This window comes from Achromobacter sp. (assembly GCF_050285565.1).
Lineage (GTDB): Bacteria > Pseudomonadota > Gammaproteobacteria > Burkholderiales > Burkholderiaceae_B > Achromobacter.
On record NZ_JBLZXG010000011.1, the window covers coordinates 183,157 to 198,114 of the forward strand.

The following is a 14,958-nucleotide window of genomic DNA, read 5'->3' on the forward strand; positions in this document are numbered from 1 at the left end:
CCGAAAGGAATGCCATGACTGCTGCCCCCCGTGCCTCGAAACTCGCCGCCTTGCTCGCCGCCCGGGTCGTGCCCGTGCTGCGCTACCAGGATGCCGCCACCGCGGCCTACGCCGCCGAGGTGGCCGTGGCCGCCGGCTGCACCACGCTGGAACTGACCTGGACCATCCCGGGCGTGACCGATCTGGTGCGCGCGCTGCGCGACAAGCACGGATCCGCGCTGCTGCTGGGCGTGGGCACGGTGCTGGATGAAGCCCAGGCGCGCGAGGCCCTGGTGGCCGGCGCCGATTTCCTGGTGTCGCCGGCCCTGGCCACCGAGATTGTCGACCTGGCGCACGCCGCCGATGCCCTGTGCCTGCTGGGCGCCTTCACGCCCACCGAAGTGCTGGCCGCGCGCCGCGCCGGCGTCGACGTGGTCAAGGTGTTCCCGGCCGACACGGGCGGCCCCAAGCACCTGGCGGCGCTGAAATCGGTTTACCCGGACACGGTGTTCTGCCCCACGGGCGGCGTCACCGCCGAGAACATGGCTGCTTATTTCGCCGCCGGCGCCGGCCTGGTCGGCATCGGCAGCAACCTCTACGACAAGGCCGCCTTCGCCGCGCGCGATACCGCGGCGCTGGTGGCGCAGATCTCCCGCACCCGCGAGGCCGCCCATGGCTGATTTCGACATCGTCGCGCTGGGCGAGCCGCTGGTCGAGCTGAACCAGACCCGCCGGGACCCGCGCCAATTCCTGCAAGGCTTCGGTGGCGACACCTCCAACGCGGTCATCGCCGCGGCCCGCCAGGGCGCGCGTTGCGCCTACCTGACGCGCGTCGGCGACGACGCCTTCGGCGCGCAGTTCCTGGCGCTGTGGCGCGAGGAGGGCGTGGACACCGCGGGCGTCGAGGTCGATGCCAACGCCCATACCGGTCTGTATTTCGTGCAGCACGGCCCCGACGGTCATGCCTTCAGCTACCTGCGCCGCGGTTCCGCCGCCAGCCTGATGACGCCGGCCACGCTGGATGGCGGCCTGGTCGAACGCGCACGGTTCCTGCATGTCTCCGGCATCAGCCTGGCAATCAGCACCAGCGCCTGCGACACGGTGTTCGCTGCCATCGCCCGCGCGCGCGCGGCCGGCGTGCAGGTCAGCCTGGATTCGAACCTGCGGCTGCGCCTGTGGCCGCTGGACCGGGCCCGCGCCGTGTTGCGCGAGGCGCTGCGCCACGCCGACCTGTTCCTGCCCAGCATGGACGACATGCAGCACCTGACCGGCAACGACGACCCCGAACGCACGCTCGACTGGGTCCGCGACGCCGGCGCCAGCGGTGTGGTGGTGCTGAAATTGGGCAAGGATGGCTCCATCATCGACGACGGCAAGACCCGCACCCCCGTTGCCGCGCTGCGCGTGGATGCGGTGGACGCCACCGGCGCCGGCGACTGCTTCGCCGGCAGCCTGCTGGCGCGCCGTTGCCAGGGCGACGATTGGCCCGCCGCGGTGCGCTACGCCAACGTGGCGGCGGCGCTGTCGACGCTGGGCTACGGCGCGGTCGACCCGCTGCCGCGCGCCGCCCAGGTGCTGGCCAGGCTGGGCGGCTGACACGCCAGTCAAGGGTGGGGCGGGGCAGCCACTCGGCAAGCAACGGCTCCGCCTGCCGCGCGCCGGGCCGCCAGGCACGGGCCCGCCTGCCGGCCCAAACAAAAATCCCCGCTGGTTCGCACCAGCGGGGATTTTTTTCGATCAGGCCGCACGCCAGCAGCCTGGCGCGGCCGGCGAGTCATTTAGACGCGCTTGATCTTTTCCAGCATCTTGAACACGCCCTTGGGCGACTTGACGAACAAGCGCTTGAAGGCCTTGCCCAGGCAACGGCGTTCCAGGGTGTTGCGACGTACGCGTTTGCGTTCAGCCATGTTGATTCTCCTGTTGAATTTGCGGAAATCGAATTAGCGGGGCGAAGCTGGGTCTTGCGTTTTGCAGGACTTCGGCCTTCGACCCGGCCGCACAACCGGATACCGGGCTGGCGGGGAAATTGGGTAACTCGGTATTCTAGCCTGAAAGTGGGGTGCCTGCCAATTTTGGGGCTTTTCTGTCGGATAGGGCCTCGGGAGCGAAACGGGGACGCAATAGTGCTTCGCAGGTCGCCCCTCGGCCGGGCGGATCCGATGGCGGGCGCCCACGCAAATGACCTACTCAGCCGGCCCCAACTTAGGCCGAATGAAATCCATGAACGCCCGCGTCTTGGCCGGCTGGATCGTCGACGGATACACCACGTAGATCGAAATAGGATCCACCGACCACCCCGGCAACACCCGCCGCAGTGAATTGCGCTTGATGATCGGATCCAGCGCCTGGCAATGCGGCATCCGCGTGATTGCCAGATCCAGACCCGCCAGCGTCCCCGCGATGCTCATGTTGTTGGCCGCCAGATGTCCGCTCACCGGCACCTGCTCGCTGACCCGGCCGTTGTGCAGCGTCCAGTGGGAATGGGCATCGTCGATGGTCGTGCGCAGACACTGATGCCGCGTCAGGTCGCGCGGCGTTTTGGGCTCGCCGAAGCGCTCCAGATAGCGGTCCGACGCATATAGATAGTTGTCCAGCGACACCAGCTCCTGCACCACCGCGCCGTCGCTGCGCGGCACCGGCACGCCGCCATTGCCATTGTCGGCAGTGACTCCCGGATAGTCGCTATTGCGGCCGAAGCGCAGCACGATGTCGAACGGCGTGCCCTGGGCGTCCGACGCCGTCATCATGCTCAGGTCGAACTCGCACTCCACCTCTGGATAGCGTTCGGTGAAGTCATTGATCGTCTCCGGCAACAGCCAGATCGCCAGGCTGTAGGGCATCGACACCCGCAGATTGCCCGACGGCCCGCCCGACAGCGCCTGCAACTGCTCGTGCGCCAGGCGGGCCTCGTCGATCAGGCCCTGGCAGCGGCTCATGTAGGCCGCGCCGGCCTCGGTCAGGTCCAGGCGGCGGGTGTTGCGGTTGATCAGGCGCAGGCCGATCGCGCGTTCCAGCTCGTTGATGCGGCGTGACAGCGTCGAAGTGGGCATGTTCAGGGCGCGGGCGGCCAGGCTGAAACTCTTGCGCTTGGCCACCTCGACGAACAAGGCGATGTCATTGAGCTGGACGGTCGAAGCTTCCATAGGCATTCCGTGGTGGGCCGCCCGAGTTTACGCCACTCCGGCTGGGGGCCCAACGGCCGGGACAGGGCTAGGACAGGTCTGGAAATCCGCGGATTGTCAGATTTGATTGCAAATTTGCATGCCATGGCATCCGTTGGCACAGGCATATCCCCTACACTTCAGGCGAAAACCACACAGACCAAGACCGCAGCGGTTGTCCGGAAATCGCAAAGGGGCACAGTTCGCATGACCGATACGCCGACGTTCTTCACCGTCCTGACGCCCACCTACAACCGGGCGGGCACGTTGCATCGGGTGTATGAATCGCTATCCCGCCAGACATTCCGGGATTTCGAGTGGGTGATCGTCGATGACGGCTCCACCGACAACACGCACGAGGCCGTGCTCGACTGGCAGCAGCGCGCCGACTTTCCCATCCGCTACGTCTGGCAGAACAACCAGCACAAGAAGACCGCCTTCAACCGCGGCGTGCGCGAGGCGCGCGGCGAGCTCATCGTGGCGCTGGACAGCGACGACGAAATGCCACCGGACGCGCTGGCGATCTTCAAGGCCGCCTGGGAGGCGATTCCGCCCGCGCGGCGCGATTCGTACGTGGCCGTGACCGGCCTGTGCGCGCGGCCCGACGGCAGCATCGTGGGCGACCGCTATCCGCAGGACGTGTTCGACAGCACCGCGGTCGACGTGTACTTCCGCTACCGCATCAAGGGCGAGAAGTTCGGCTGCATGCGCACCGACATCCTGCGCCGGTTTCCCTTCCCCGAGGACGTGGCCGGGTTCGTGCCCGAAAGCCTGGTGTGGTGGGCGATCGCCCGGGCCGGTTATCTCAGCCGCTTCATCAACCAGGTCGTGCGCACCTATCACGACACCCCGGGCGGGTTGAGCCAGGGGGCGGTGTCGGTGAGCAACAACGCCCAGGGCCTGTACTTGCTGGCCTGGGACATGTTGCAACACCATCTGGAATTCTTCCGTTTTCGGCCGCGCGAATTCATCATGGCCGCGGCGCGCTACACGCGCTTCCGGCTGCACCTGAAGCATTCCGGCGTGCCCACGGCGGTGCAGGCCTACCGCCTGACCAATCCGTGGGCACGGGTGATGGTGGGCGCGATGTGGCCGCTGGGCTACGCGCTGTACCGCCGCGACCGGCGGCGCGGCGTGGTCTGAGCGTCGGTGGCCGCGCGGCTACGGCGATGCCGGCGCCGCATGCCCCAACCCCAGGTACACCTCCACCACGCGGGGATCCTCCGCCACTGCGGCGGCCGGGCCTTCCAGCGTGACCGTGCCGGTTTCCAGCACATAGGCGTAGTCCGCCACTTGCAGCGCCGCGCGCGCATTCTGCTCGATCAGCAAAATCGACACGCCCATGCCGCGCAGTTGCTCGACGATGCGGAACACCTCGCGCACGATGCGCGGCGCCAGGCCGAGGCTGGGTTCGTCCAGCATCAACAGGCGCGGCTTGGCCATCAGGGCGCGGCCCACGGCCAGCATCTGGCGCTCGCCGCCGGACAGCGTGCCCGCCAGTTGCGCCCGGCGTTCGCGCAGGCGCGGGAACAGATCGTAGACCTCGGCCAGCGTCCGATCCTGGTCGCGCAGGCCGCGGCGGAAGCGGTCGAAGGCGCCCAGCATCAGGTTGTCTTCCACCGACATCTCGGCGAACAGTTCGCGCTTTTCCGGCACCAGGTTCATGCCGGCGCCCACCATTTCCTCGATCTCGGCGTGTTCCTGGCGCTTGCCGCCGAACACGATCTCGCCGCGCGAGGGCAGCACGCCCATGATGGCCGACAGCAGCGTGGTCTTGCCGGCGCCGTTGGGGCCGATCACGGTGACGATCTTGCCTTCGTCCACCGACAGGCTGACGCCCGAGACCGCCTCGACCTTGTCGTAGGCCACGCGTAGGTCGCGTACTTCCAGCAGTTTCGCGCTCATCATTCCACTCCGCCCAGATAGGCTTCCAGCACCGCGGGGTTGTGCTGGATCTCGGCCGGCAGGCCCTCGGCGATCTTCTCGCCGAAGTCCATCACCACCACCCGATCCACCAGGCCCATCACGAAATCCATGTCGTGCTCGACCAGCAGGATCGCCATGCCTTCGGCGCGCAGCTTCTTCAGCAATTCGGCCAGTTCGCATTTTTCCTGGTAGCGCAGGCCGGCGGCCGGTTCGTCCAGCAGCAGGATGCAGGGATCGGACGCCAGCGCCCGCGCGATCTCCAGGATGCGTTGCTGGCCCAGCGCCAGCGAGCCGGCCTCGTCGTGCAGGTGCTTGCCCAGGCCGACGCGCTTGACCTGGCGCGCGGCCTCGGCCAGCAGGCGGGTTTCCTCGGCGCGGTCCAGCCGCCAGGCGGCCGGCAGCACGCCGCGATGGCCGCGCAGGTGGGCGCCGATGGCGACGTTCTCCAGCACGCTCATGCGGCCCAGCAGGCGCACGTGCTGGAAGGTACGCGACAGACCCAGGCGGGCGATGCGGCGCGCGCCGGCGCCGGCCACTTGCTGGCCCAGCAGCGTGACCTGGCCGGAAGTGGGGGTGTCCACGCCCGAAATCTGGTTGAACATGGTGCTCTTGCCGGCGCCGTTGGGGCCGATCAGCGCCAGGATCTCTCCGGCGCGTATCTCCAGGTTCATGGCGTTGTTGGCGACCAGGCCGCCGAACTTGCGGGTCACGTCCACCGCCTTGAGCACCACCTCGCCGTGCGGCGGCATCGGCTTGCGCGGCAGCGGTTCGGCCTGGGCATCGATCTGGCGCTGGCGCTTGCGCACCGGCACGCAGCGCGCCAGTACCGGCCACAGGCCGCCGCGGAAGCGGTGCAGCAGCAGCACCATGCCGAAGCCGAACACGATCACCTCGAAGTTGCCGGTCTGGCCCAGCAGCTTGGGCAGCCAGTCCTGCAGCCATTGCTTGAGCACGGTGAACGCGCCCGCGCCGACCAGCGCACCCCAGACCTGGCCGGCGCCGCCGATGACGGTCATGAACAGGTACTCGATGCCCATCTGCAGGCCGAACGGGTTCGGATTGACGAAGCGCTGCATGTGCGCGTACAGCCAGCCCGAGGCGCAGGCCTGCAGCGCCGCGATGATGAAGATCACCATGCGCGAGCGGGCCGTGTCCACGCCCATGGACTCGGCCATGACGCGGCCCCCCTTGAGGGCGCGGATGGCGCGGCCCTCGCGCGAGTCGAGCAGGTTGCTGGTCGACCACATGGCCACCAGCAGGAAGGCCCAGATCAGGTAGTAGATGTCATCGCCCTGCGTCAGCGCCCAGCCGAACAGGTTGATGGCGGGCACGTCGGGAATGCCGGTGTGGCCGCCCAGGCCCTCGACCGAGCCGAAGGCGAAGTACAGCGACAGGCCCCAGGCGATGGTGCCCAGCGGCAGGAAGTGGCCGGACAGCTTGAGCGTGATGGCGCCCAGCAGGTAGGCCACCACCAGCGTCAGCAACAGGCCGGCCAACAGCGTCAGCCAGGGCGAGGCGCCCAGCCACGCCAGCCAGGCGGGCAGGGCGTCGGCGCGGGTGGTGAGCAGCGCGGTGGTGTAGGCGCCGATGCCGACGAAGGCGGCCTGGCCGAAGCTGGTCAGCCCGCCGACGCCGGTCAGCAGCACCAGCCCCAGCGCCACCATGGCGTACAGGCCGATGTAGTTCAACAGCGTGACGTAGAACGGCGGCAGCGCCAGCGGCGCGACCGCCAGCAGCGCCAGGAACACAAGGACGAGGTGGCGCGGGGTCATTCTTCTTCTTCCTCGACGTGGCGGCTTTTCAGGGAACGCCAGAGCAGCACGGGGATGATCAGCGTGAAGACGATGATCTCCTTGTAGGCGCTGGCCCAGAACGAGGAGAAGGCCTCGATCAGGCCGACCAGCACGGCGCCGGCGGCGGCCAGCGGGTAGCTCACCAGGCCGCCGATGATGGCGCCGACGAAGCCCTTCAGGCTGACCATGAAGCCGGAATCGAAATACATGGTGGTGATGGGCGCGATCAGGATGCCCGAGACGGTGCCGATCAAAGCCGCCAGGAAGAACGTGGCCTTGCCGGCGAATACCGGCGAAATGCCCATCAGGCGCGCGCCCAGCCGGTTGAAGGCGGCGGCGCGCAGCGCCTTGCCGTACATCGAGCGCTCGAAGAACTGGTACAGCACCACGATCAGCAGCGCCGACACCGCCACCACCCACAGCGCCTGGCTGTTGACGTTGACCGGGCCCAGCGTCAGGCTGGCGTCGCTGAACGGCGCGGTGCGCGCGCCCTCGGCGCCGAAGGCCAAGAGGCCCAGGCCCACCAGCGCCAGGTGCACCGCGATCGACACGATCAGCAGCACCAGCGTCGAGGCCGAGGCGATCGGCTGGTAGAACAGGCGGTAAAGCTGCGGCCCCATCGGCACCACCAGCAGCAGCGTCAGCAGCGCCTGCGCGGCCATCGGCAACTGCGCCAGCGGCAGGCGGTAGAACAGCGCGGCCAGCAGCAGCGGATACGCCACCTTGGCGCCGATGCGCCACAACGGCGCGCGGCGTCCCGGCCGCTTGGCGCGCGCCATCAGGTCGGCCACGGCCTCGGCCAGCGCGAAGGCCAGCAGCAGCCACACCAGCAGCACCGGCTTGCCGGCCTGCAGCGCGGCCATGGTGAGCGCGCCGAAGGCGACGAACTCGCCCTGGGGGATGAACAGCACGCGGGTAACGGTAAAGACCAGCAGGATGGACAAGGCCAGCAGCGCGTAGATGGCGCCGTTGGTGATGCCGTCCTGCCCGAGTATCAAGGCGATCTGAGCATTCATCGGTACTTCCGGATAAAACGGAAAAACACTGCAGCGGTTTTATCCCCCCCGAAGCGCTGCGCGCTTGCCCCCGGGGGGCATGCCTGCGGACCGGCGGAGCCGGCTCCGCGGCATCTCGATGTGGCAGCGTTCAAGGGGGGGTTACTTGACTAGCGTCCAGTTGCCGTCCTTGACGGTGATGAGTTCGCGGCCGCGGTCGTCGAAGCCGCTGTGGTCGGCGGCGCTCATGTTGTAGACGCCCTGGGTGCCGACCAGCTCGCGGGTCTGCTCCAGCGCGTCGCGCAGCGCGCTGCGGAACTCCTTGGTGCCAGGTTTGCCGGCCTTCTCGGCCAGCGGAATGGCCTTCTCCAGCAGCAGGCCGGCGTCGTAGACGTTGGCGCCGAAGGTGGCGGGCTTGGAGCCGTTGAGCTTTTCGTAGGCGGCGATGTAGTCGCTGGCCACCTTCTTGGACGGGTTGCTGTCGGGCATTTCCGGCAGCACCAGCATCAGGCTGGCGGCCAGCACCGTGCCTTCGACCTTCTTGCCGCCCAGCTTGAGGAAGTCGGGCAGCGCGGCGCCGTGGGTCTGGTAGAACTTGCCCTTGTAGCCCTGATCGAACAGCGTCGTCTGCGGCAGCACGCTGGCGGCGCCGGGGGCGGCCACCAGCACGGCGTCGGGCTTGGCCGCCAGGATCTTCAGCGCCTGGCCGGTGACTGAGCTGTCAAAGCGCAGGTAGCGCTCATTGGCGGTGATCTTGATGCCCTTCTCGGCCGCCAGGCCGGAGAATACCTTGTACCAGTTCTCGCCATAGGGATCGTTCAGGCCGATGAAGCCGACCGTCTTGATGCCGGTCTTGGCCATGTGGTCGACCAGCGCGCGGGCGATGATGTCGTCGTTCTGGGTAGTCTTGAAGACCCACTTTTTCTGTTCGTTCATCGGCAGCACCACGGCGGCGGTGCCCACCGGCGCCAGCATCGGCACGCCGGCCTCGGCGGCGAACTGGATCACGCCCATGGCGTTGGGCGAGCCCGACGGCCCGATCAGCGCGTCCACGTTCTGCTCGGTGATCAGCTTCTTGAAGGCGGTGACCGAGTTGGTCGAATCGCTGGCGTCATCCAGCGAGATGTATTCCACGGTCAGGTCGCCGATCTTCTTGGGCAGCAGCGGCACGGTGTTCTTTTGCGGAATGCCGACCAGCGCGGTGGGGCCGGTGGACGAGGTGACCACGCCGACCTTGACCTGGGCCAGGACGGGCAGCGAGACCAGCGTGGCCAGCACGGCGGCGGCCAGGGGGAGTTTCTTCGACAGCATGGCAAAACCTCCGGATAGGGAGCAGAGTGGGTGCGGCTGGAAAACGGAGAAAACGGATACCGCGAAAATTGCTTTTGGCTTCAACTTTCTGGCACTGCACTGTAGACGCGGTCTGCGTGCTTACCTATCCGTCAAAACCCGAAGCGGATGCGTTGGACGCCGGTCAGATGGTGATGGAACTGACGCTGGCGCCGCCGCAGACGAACAGCGTCTGGCCGGTGACGAAGCTGTTGGCGGGGTCGGCGAAGAACATCACCGCCCGCGCCACGTCGTCCGAGCGTCCCAGGCGCTTGACGGGGATGCCGTTGGCCAGCTGCTTTTCGCGTTCGCTGCCGGGTTCGATCACTTCGTAGAACATGTCGGTCTGGATCGGGCCCGGGGCCACCACGTTGACGGTGATGCCAAAAGGGGCCAGTTCCAGCGACCAGGTGCGCGCCATGCCGATCATGCCGGCCTTGGTGGCGGAATAGGCGGTGCGGGTCGGCAGGCCCAGCGCGCCGCGCGAGGACATCATGACGATGCGGCCAAACTTGCGTTCCTGCATGCCGGGCAGCGCCGCCTGCACCAGGCTGATGGCCGCGCCCAGGTGGATCTGGGTCAAGCCATGCAGTTCCTCCTGGGTCACCTGCGGCAGCAGGTTGGGCCAGATGACGCCGGCGTTGTGGATGACGTGGCTGACCGGAAAGCGCGCCGCGATCTCGGCGCCCGCCTGCGCGGTGGCGTCTGCGTCCAGCAGGTCGACCTGCACGTTGTGCAGGCGCGGGTGGCTGAAGTCGGCGGCGCGGCGCGCCATCGAGATCACCTCGTAGCCCGCGTCGAGCATGCTGCGGCAGATCTCGGCGCCGATGCCGGCGCTGCCGCCGGTGACGATGGCGACGTTGGTTTGCGTCATGGTGCTTCCCCCTGTGTTCTGTAGTTATCGGCCGCCGCTCAGGCGCGCGGCGCCAGCGCCAGCACCCGCAGCGGGCTGCCCGAGCCGCTGCGGATCTTGAGCGGCGCCGAGAAGATCACCGCGCCGGTGGGCGGCAACTGGTCCAGGTTGGTCAGGCACTGCAGGCCGTAGCGGTTGTTGCCGTGCATGAAGTAGTGGCAGGGGTAGGGCGGGTTCAGGTGATGGGCCTGGCCGGCGTCGGTGCCCACCGACTCGGTGCCGAAGCCGTGCACGTCGCGTTCCTTGATGAGCCACGGCACCACCTCGGCGTCGGGGCCGGGCGAGTGGGCGCCGTCTTCCCGCATGTTCAGGTATTCGGCCGGCTTGGCGCGCTTGGACCAGTCGGTGCGCATCAGCACCCAGGAACGGGCCGGGATGCGGCCATGCTTTTCCTCCCACTTCTTGACGAAGTCGATGGTCAGCAGGAAGTCGGGGTTGTCGCGCGCCTCGGCCGAACAGTCGATGACACAGGCGCTGGCGATGAAAGCCTCGACCGGAATGGTGTCGACGGTGTTGTCGGGCTGGTCCTTGCCGGTGACCCAGTGCACCGGCGCGTCGAAGTGGGTGCCGGTGTGCTCGGAGCACGAGAAGTTGTTCCAGTACCAGGCCGGGCCGCGCTCGTCATAGCGCGAGATTTCCTCGATGCGGAAGGGCCAGGCCTGGCCAAATTCCGGCGGCAGCACGATGGTGGGGAATTCGGGCGTCAGGGTCTCGGTCAGGTCCACCAGGCGGATGCGGCCCGACACCAGTTCGGTCATGAACTGCGCGAGTATGGGTTGGCTCATCTGTTGCTCCTTTGGTTTCGTGTCGGGGCGTCAGGCGCCCAGTTCCCGTTCCAGGCCCTTGGGGTTCTCCGCCAGCCTTGCGCGGAATTCCTGTGCCACGTCGCCGACGTACACGTCCTCGACGCCATCCTTGAGCGCGCGCACGATGGCGCTCGCGATGGCTGCGGGGGCCACGCGCGGGGGCGGCGTGCGCTGCTCCCATTCGTGGTCCACCGGGCCGGGAAATACGTTCACCACGCGCACGCCGGCCGGCCGCATTTCGGCGCGCAGGCACTGCGTCAGCGACAGCGCGGCGGCCTTGGAAGCCGACCACATGCCGCGCGCCGGCAGGTTGACGTGGGCGTAGATCGACAGCACGTTGACCCAGGCCGTGGCATTGTTGACGCCGTCGGCGGCGCGGCCGCACAGCGCTGGGCCGAAGGCCTGCGCCAGCCGCATCAGGCCCAGCACGTTGACGTCCAGGGCGTCGCGCGCGGTGTTGACGTCCTTGCGGCCGAGCAGGCCGCCTTCGCGCTCCTGGTCGGCGGTGTTGACCAGGATCTCGACCTTGCCGCCGATCGAGGCGGCGGCGCGCGCGACCGAATCGCTGTCGGTCACGTCCAGCGCCAGCACCTGCACCCGTGGGTCTGCCGCCAGCGCGTCGAAGGCGGCGTCGCGGCGCCAGGTCCGCGGATCGCCGACGAAGACCGTCGGGCTGCCGGTGTCCAGCAGCGCGCGCGCCACCGCCAGGCCCACCGCCGACTTGCCGTCGGTGACCAGCGCCCGGCGGAATTTCGGATCGCACGAGGTCTCGCGCAGGGTCTTGTCGTCTTCCATGTTGGGCGTATTCCTTTCGGGCAGGGCGATCATGACGGCCTGGCCGCTGCGATCGAGCTTCAGCGCCAGCCGCACGCGGGCGCCGTCGGCGCAGTCCTGGTGCACATGCGCCACCACCGACGGGCCGGCGTCCATGCGCACCGTGCCGACGCGCCATGGCAGGCGTTCACGGAAATAGAGGTCGTTGCTGTGGTGCAGGGTGGTGCTGACCAGCAGTTCGCCGCGCGGGTCCACCGGCCGCCAGGGCAGGTGTTGCGACAGGCAATGGCCGCAGACTTCGCGCGGCGGGTATTGCACGGCGCCGCACTCGGCGCAGGTCTGCAGTTCGAAGCGGCCTTCGGCGGCCGCGGCCGTCAGCCCGAGCGCCGCGCGGCTGCGGGCGCCGGGCGGCAGGGTCGGCTGGCGCGTGCGCGCCACGGGGTCTTTGCGCGGCGGCTTGGCTAGCGGCTGGGTCATGCGTCGCTCCTGGCCAAAATGGCCGCGGCGGTGCACAGCCCGCGGTCGTAGTTGATCATGCCGAAGCCGCTGACCAGCCCCAGGCGCGCGTCGGCCACCTGGGTGCCGCCGGCGGCGCCGGTCAGTTGGCGCAGCGCCTCGACCATGCCGAGGTAGCCGCCGGCCGCGCCGGCCTGGCCCACCGATAGCTGGCCGCCGTTGGTGTTGAAGGGCAGGCTGCCGTCGACGGTGAAGGTGTTGGCGCGCACGAAGGCGGGCGCCTCGCCCTTGGCGCAGAAGCCCAGGTCTTCCATCTGCATCAGGTTGATGACCGGGTAGTCGTCATAGGCCTGCAGGAAGTCCATGTCGGCCGGCGCGGCGCCGGCCATGCCGTAGAGTTCGTCGATGTCCATGGTCCAGCCGCCGCGGGTCTGGATCGGGTCTTCGATCCAGGCGTTGTGGCGTTCGATGGTGGACAGGATGCGGGCGTAGGGCAGATGCAGCGCCCGCGCCCGGTCCTCGCTCATGACCAGGAAGCCGTCGGCGCCGGCGCAGGGCATGACGCAGTCGAACAGGTGGATCGGGTCGGTGATGACGCGCGCGTCCAGGTATTGCTTGAGCGTCAGCGGCTTCTTCATCAACGCGTGCGGATAGCGCAGCGCGTTGTCGCGCTGCGCCACGCAGACCTTGCCGAAGTCTTCGCGGGTGGCGCCGGTGCTGCGCATGTAGTGCGCGGTCAGCAGCGCGAAGCTGGCGTTGGGGCCGCCCGCGCCATACGGGTAGACCGCATCCTGGGCGAAGCGCGAGAACTGGCTGACGGTGTTGCGGAACGAGTCGACCTGGTTGGTGTCGCCCGCGATGCAGGCGACGATGCCGGCGTCGCCCGCCTGCACCGCGCGCGCGGCGCGGCGCAGCGCGGCCACGCCGCTGGCGCCGCCCATGGGGATGTGGTCGAGCCAGCGCGGGCTCATGCCCAGGTGCTGCGTCAGGCCCACGGCGGTGTCCGGCGCCAGCGTGAAGCTGGACACGCACAGGCCGTCGACGTCGGTCTTGGCGATGCCGGCCTGGCGGATCAGCGCGCCCAGCGCGCGGCCCAGCCACCAGTGGGCGGCATGGGGCGAGTAGCGCTCATACGGAATGCTGACGGGCAGGGCCGCCACCACGCCGTCGTAGCGGGCGCGCGGCGCGCTCATCGGGCGGGCTCCTGGCGCTTTTTCATGGCGGTGGTGTCGACGCAGGCGGCGGTGCCGGGCAGCGTCGGCGCCAGCGCCTTCATCTCGCCGCGCTGGATCTTGTTGGTAGTGGTCAGCGGCAGGCTGTCGACGAAGGCCACGTAGCCAGGCGCCTTGTAGTAGGCCAGTTGTTGCAGGCTCCATTGCACGATATCGCGGGCGGCGGCGGCGCGCGCGGCGGCATCGGCGGGCGCGGTTTCCGCCACCACGCAGGCCAGCACCTCGTCGCCGCGCACCGGGTCGGGCACGGCGGCCACCGCCACCGCCTTGACCAGCGGATGCTGCAACAGCACGCTTTCGACTTCCACCGCCGAGATGTTCTCGCCGCTGCGGCGGATCACGTTCTTCTTGCGATCGACAAAGCGCAGCGCGCCGTCGGCCTCGCGCCGCACGATGTCGCCGGTGTGGAACCAGCCGTCCTCCCAGGCCTGGGCGGTGGCGTCGGCATCCTTCAGGTAGCCGGCGAAGAAGCCATAGCGCGGGTCGTCGCCGGCATGGCGCACCAGCAGCTCGCCCGGCTCGCCCGCCACGGCCTCGCCGCCATGGTCGGCGACGATGCGCACCTGCACGTCGTCTTCCTCGCGGCCGAAGCAGCTGCTGCCGATGTGGCGCGGTTCGCGGTTGGCGATGATGACGGCGCCGGCGCCGGTCTCGGTCATGGCCCACGCCTCCAGCAGCGGGAAGCCGAAGCGCTCCTCGAACGGCTGGTGCAGCTTGCGGTCGACCCCGGCGCCAAAGCCGAAGCGGATCGCCGGCTGCCTGTCGCGCGCCGACGGCTCGGCCTTCATCAGGATCGCCGGCATCACGCCCAGGTAATGCAGCACGGTCGCGCCCGAGTCGCGCACGCTGTCCCACCAGGTCTTGGGATGAAAGCGATCCAGCGGAATCAGGCAGCCGCCGGTCAGCACCATGGCCATGGCGGAATAGGCCATGGCGTTCATGTGCACCAGCGGCAGCGGCGTCAGCATGCGTTCCTCGCCGGGCCGCAGTGCGGCCAGGCCGCCGATGCGGGCGTACCAGCGGCCCGCGTGCAGGAAGTAGCGGTTCGGCAGGATGCAGCCCTTGGGGCGGCCGGTGGTGCCGGACGTGTACAGCAGCGCGCATTCAGTCAGTTCGTCCGGATCGCCTGCCAGTGGCGCGGGGAAGGGCGCGGCGGGCGGCGCGTCGTCCGGGCCCATCACGCGCAGCGGCCGGCCGGCGCGCGCGGCGGCGGCCAGCAGGTCGGCGTGGCGCTCGGGCAGGGCTACCGCCAGCGCGATCTCGGAGTGGCCGGTCAGGTATTCCAGCTCGGCCGCGCGCAGGTCGGGATTGATCGGCACCACCGACACGCCCAGCGCGTTCAGCGCAAACCAATGCAGGAAGAAGGCCGGACGGTTTTCCAACAGCAGGCCGGCGCGGTGGCCATGGCCGTAGCCGGCGCGCGCATAGGCCGCGCGCAGCGTCTCGATGGCGCTGGCCGCCTGCGCATAGCCCAGCTCGCCGGCGCCGATACCGTAGATGCCGGCGGTTTCCGGCAGGATGCACAGGAAGGGCCTGGCGCCGTGGCGCGCCGCGGTGTCGCGGAATGCCTGATGGACGGTGGTGCTCACAAGCC

At 68.8% G+C, this 14,958-nt stretch carries 14 protein-coding genes; 3 read left to right on the plus strand and 11 right to left on the minus strand.

Going from position 1 to position 14,958, the window contains the following annotated elements; translation table 11 throughout:
- Positions 1-14 precede the first annotated feature (14 nt).
- Positions 15-659, plus strand: a complete 645-nt coding sequence (locus ACN6O8_RS22505; RefSeq protein WP_427993204.1) for a bifunctional 4-hydroxy-2-oxoglutarate aldolase/2-dehydro-3-deoxy-phosphogluconate aldolase — start codon at positions 15-17, stop codon at positions 657-659.
- Positions 652-1,575 carry a sugar kinase gene (locus ACN6O8_RS22510; RefSeq protein ID WP_427993205.1) on the plus strand — a complete coding sequence of 308 codons (924 nt, stop codon included), beginning with the start codon at positions 652-654 and terminating at the stop codon, positions 1,573-1,575. The genes ACN6O8_RS22505 and ACN6O8_RS22510 overlap by 8 nt, the downstream gene beginning before the upstream one ends.
- A 182-nt stretch (positions 1,576-1,757) precedes the next feature.
- Here ACN6O8_RS22510 and ACN6O8_RS22515 read toward each other — a convergent pair whose 3' ends face one another.
- Together ACN6O8_RS22515 and ACN6O8_RS22520 are read right to left on the minus strand one after the other, a co-directional pair.
- Positions 1,758-1,886 carry a hypothetical protein gene (locus ACN6O8_RS22515; RefSeq protein WP_006226408.1) on the minus strand — a complete coding sequence of 43 codons (129 nt, stop codon included), beginning with the start codon at positions 1,884-1,886 and terminating at the stop codon, positions 1,758-1,760.
- Positions 1,887-2,162: 276 nt separating this feature from the next.
- Positions 2,163-3,122, minus strand: a complete 960-nt coding sequence (locus ACN6O8_RS22520; RefSeq protein WP_427993206.1) for a LysR substrate-binding domain-containing protein — start codon at positions 3,120-3,122, stop codon at positions 2,163-2,165.
- A 225-nt stretch (positions 3,123-3,347) separates the two neighbouring features.
- On the opposite strand from ACN6O8_RS22520, the gene ACN6O8_RS22525 reads away from it, so the two are divergent.
- A complete protein-coding gene (locus tag ACN6O8_RS22525; RefSeq protein WP_427993207.1) occupies positions 3,348-4,283 on the plus strand; it encodes a glycosyltransferase family 2 protein in 936 nt (311 codons plus the stop codon).
- An 18-nt stretch (positions 4,284-4,301) separates the two neighbouring features.
- Here the strand turns inward: ACN6O8_RS22525 and ACN6O8_RS22530 are convergent, their stop codons facing one another.
- The 9 genes from ACN6O8_RS22530 to ACN6O8_RS22570 all read right to left on the minus strand — a co-directional run bounded on the left by ACN6O8_RS22530 (position 4,302) and on the right by ACN6O8_RS22570 (position 14,953).
- Positions 4,302-5,045: an ABC transporter ATP-binding protein gene (locus ACN6O8_RS22530; RefSeq protein ID WP_427993232.1), complete on the minus strand. Its 744-nt coding sequence runs from the start codon at positions 5,043-5,045 to the stop codon at positions 4,302-4,304.
- Positions 5,045-6,838, minus strand: a complete 1,794-nt coding sequence (locus ACN6O8_RS22535) for an ABC transporter permease subunit (RefSeq protein WP_427993208.1) — start codon at positions 6,836-6,838, stop codon at positions 5,045-5,047. Before ACN6O8_RS22535 ends, ACN6O8_RS22530 begins: the two co-directional genes overlap by 1 nt.
- Entirely contained in the window at positions 6,835-7,875 is a 1,041-nt protein-coding gene (locus ACN6O8_RS22540; RefSeq protein ID WP_427993209.1) for a branched-chain amino acid ABC transporter permease, read from the minus strand. Before ACN6O8_RS22540 ends, ACN6O8_RS22535 begins: the two co-directional genes overlap by 4 nt.
- Before the next feature lie 141 nt (positions 7,876-8,016).
- A complete protein-coding gene (locus ACN6O8_RS22545) occupies positions 8,017-9,165 on the minus strand; it encodes an ABC transporter substrate-binding protein (protein WP_006388950.1) in 1,149 nt (382 codons plus the stop codon).
- 163 nt (positions 9,166-9,328) lie between these two features.
- Positions 9,329-10,057 (minus strand): SDR family NAD(P)-dependent oxidoreductase, encoded by a 729-nt coding sequence (locus ACN6O8_RS22550; protein ID WP_427993210.1) that lies wholly within the window; start codon positions 10,055-10,057, stop codon positions 9,329-9,331.
- 38 nt (positions 10,058-10,095) lie between these two features.
- Positions 10,096-10,881: a cyclase family protein gene (locus ACN6O8_RS22555; RefSeq protein ID WP_427993211.1), complete on the minus strand. Its 786-nt coding sequence runs from the start codon at positions 10,879-10,881 to the stop codon at positions 10,096-10,098.
- Between the two features lie 30 nt (positions 10,882-10,911).
- The gene (locus ACN6O8_RS22560; protein ID WP_427993212.1) at positions 10,912-12,153 is read right to left on the minus strand and encodes an SDR family NAD(P)-dependent oxidoreductase; all 1,242 of its coding nucleotides are present in this window, start codon (positions 12,151-12,153) and stop codon (positions 10,912-10,914) included.
- Positions 12,150-13,325: a thiolase family protein gene (locus tag ACN6O8_RS22565; RefSeq protein ID WP_427993213.1), complete on the minus strand. Its 1,176-nt coding sequence runs from the start codon at positions 13,323-13,325 to the stop codon at positions 12,150-12,152. Before ACN6O8_RS22565 ends, ACN6O8_RS22560 begins: the two co-directional genes overlap by 4 nt.
- Positions 13,322-14,953 (minus strand): AMP-binding protein, encoded by a 1,632-nt coding sequence (locus ACN6O8_RS22570; RefSeq protein WP_427993214.1) that lies wholly within the window; start codon positions 14,951-14,953, stop codon positions 13,322-13,324. Before ACN6O8_RS22570 ends, ACN6O8_RS22565 begins: the two co-directional genes overlap by 4 nt.
- Positions 14,954-14,958: the final 5 nt, after the last annotated feature.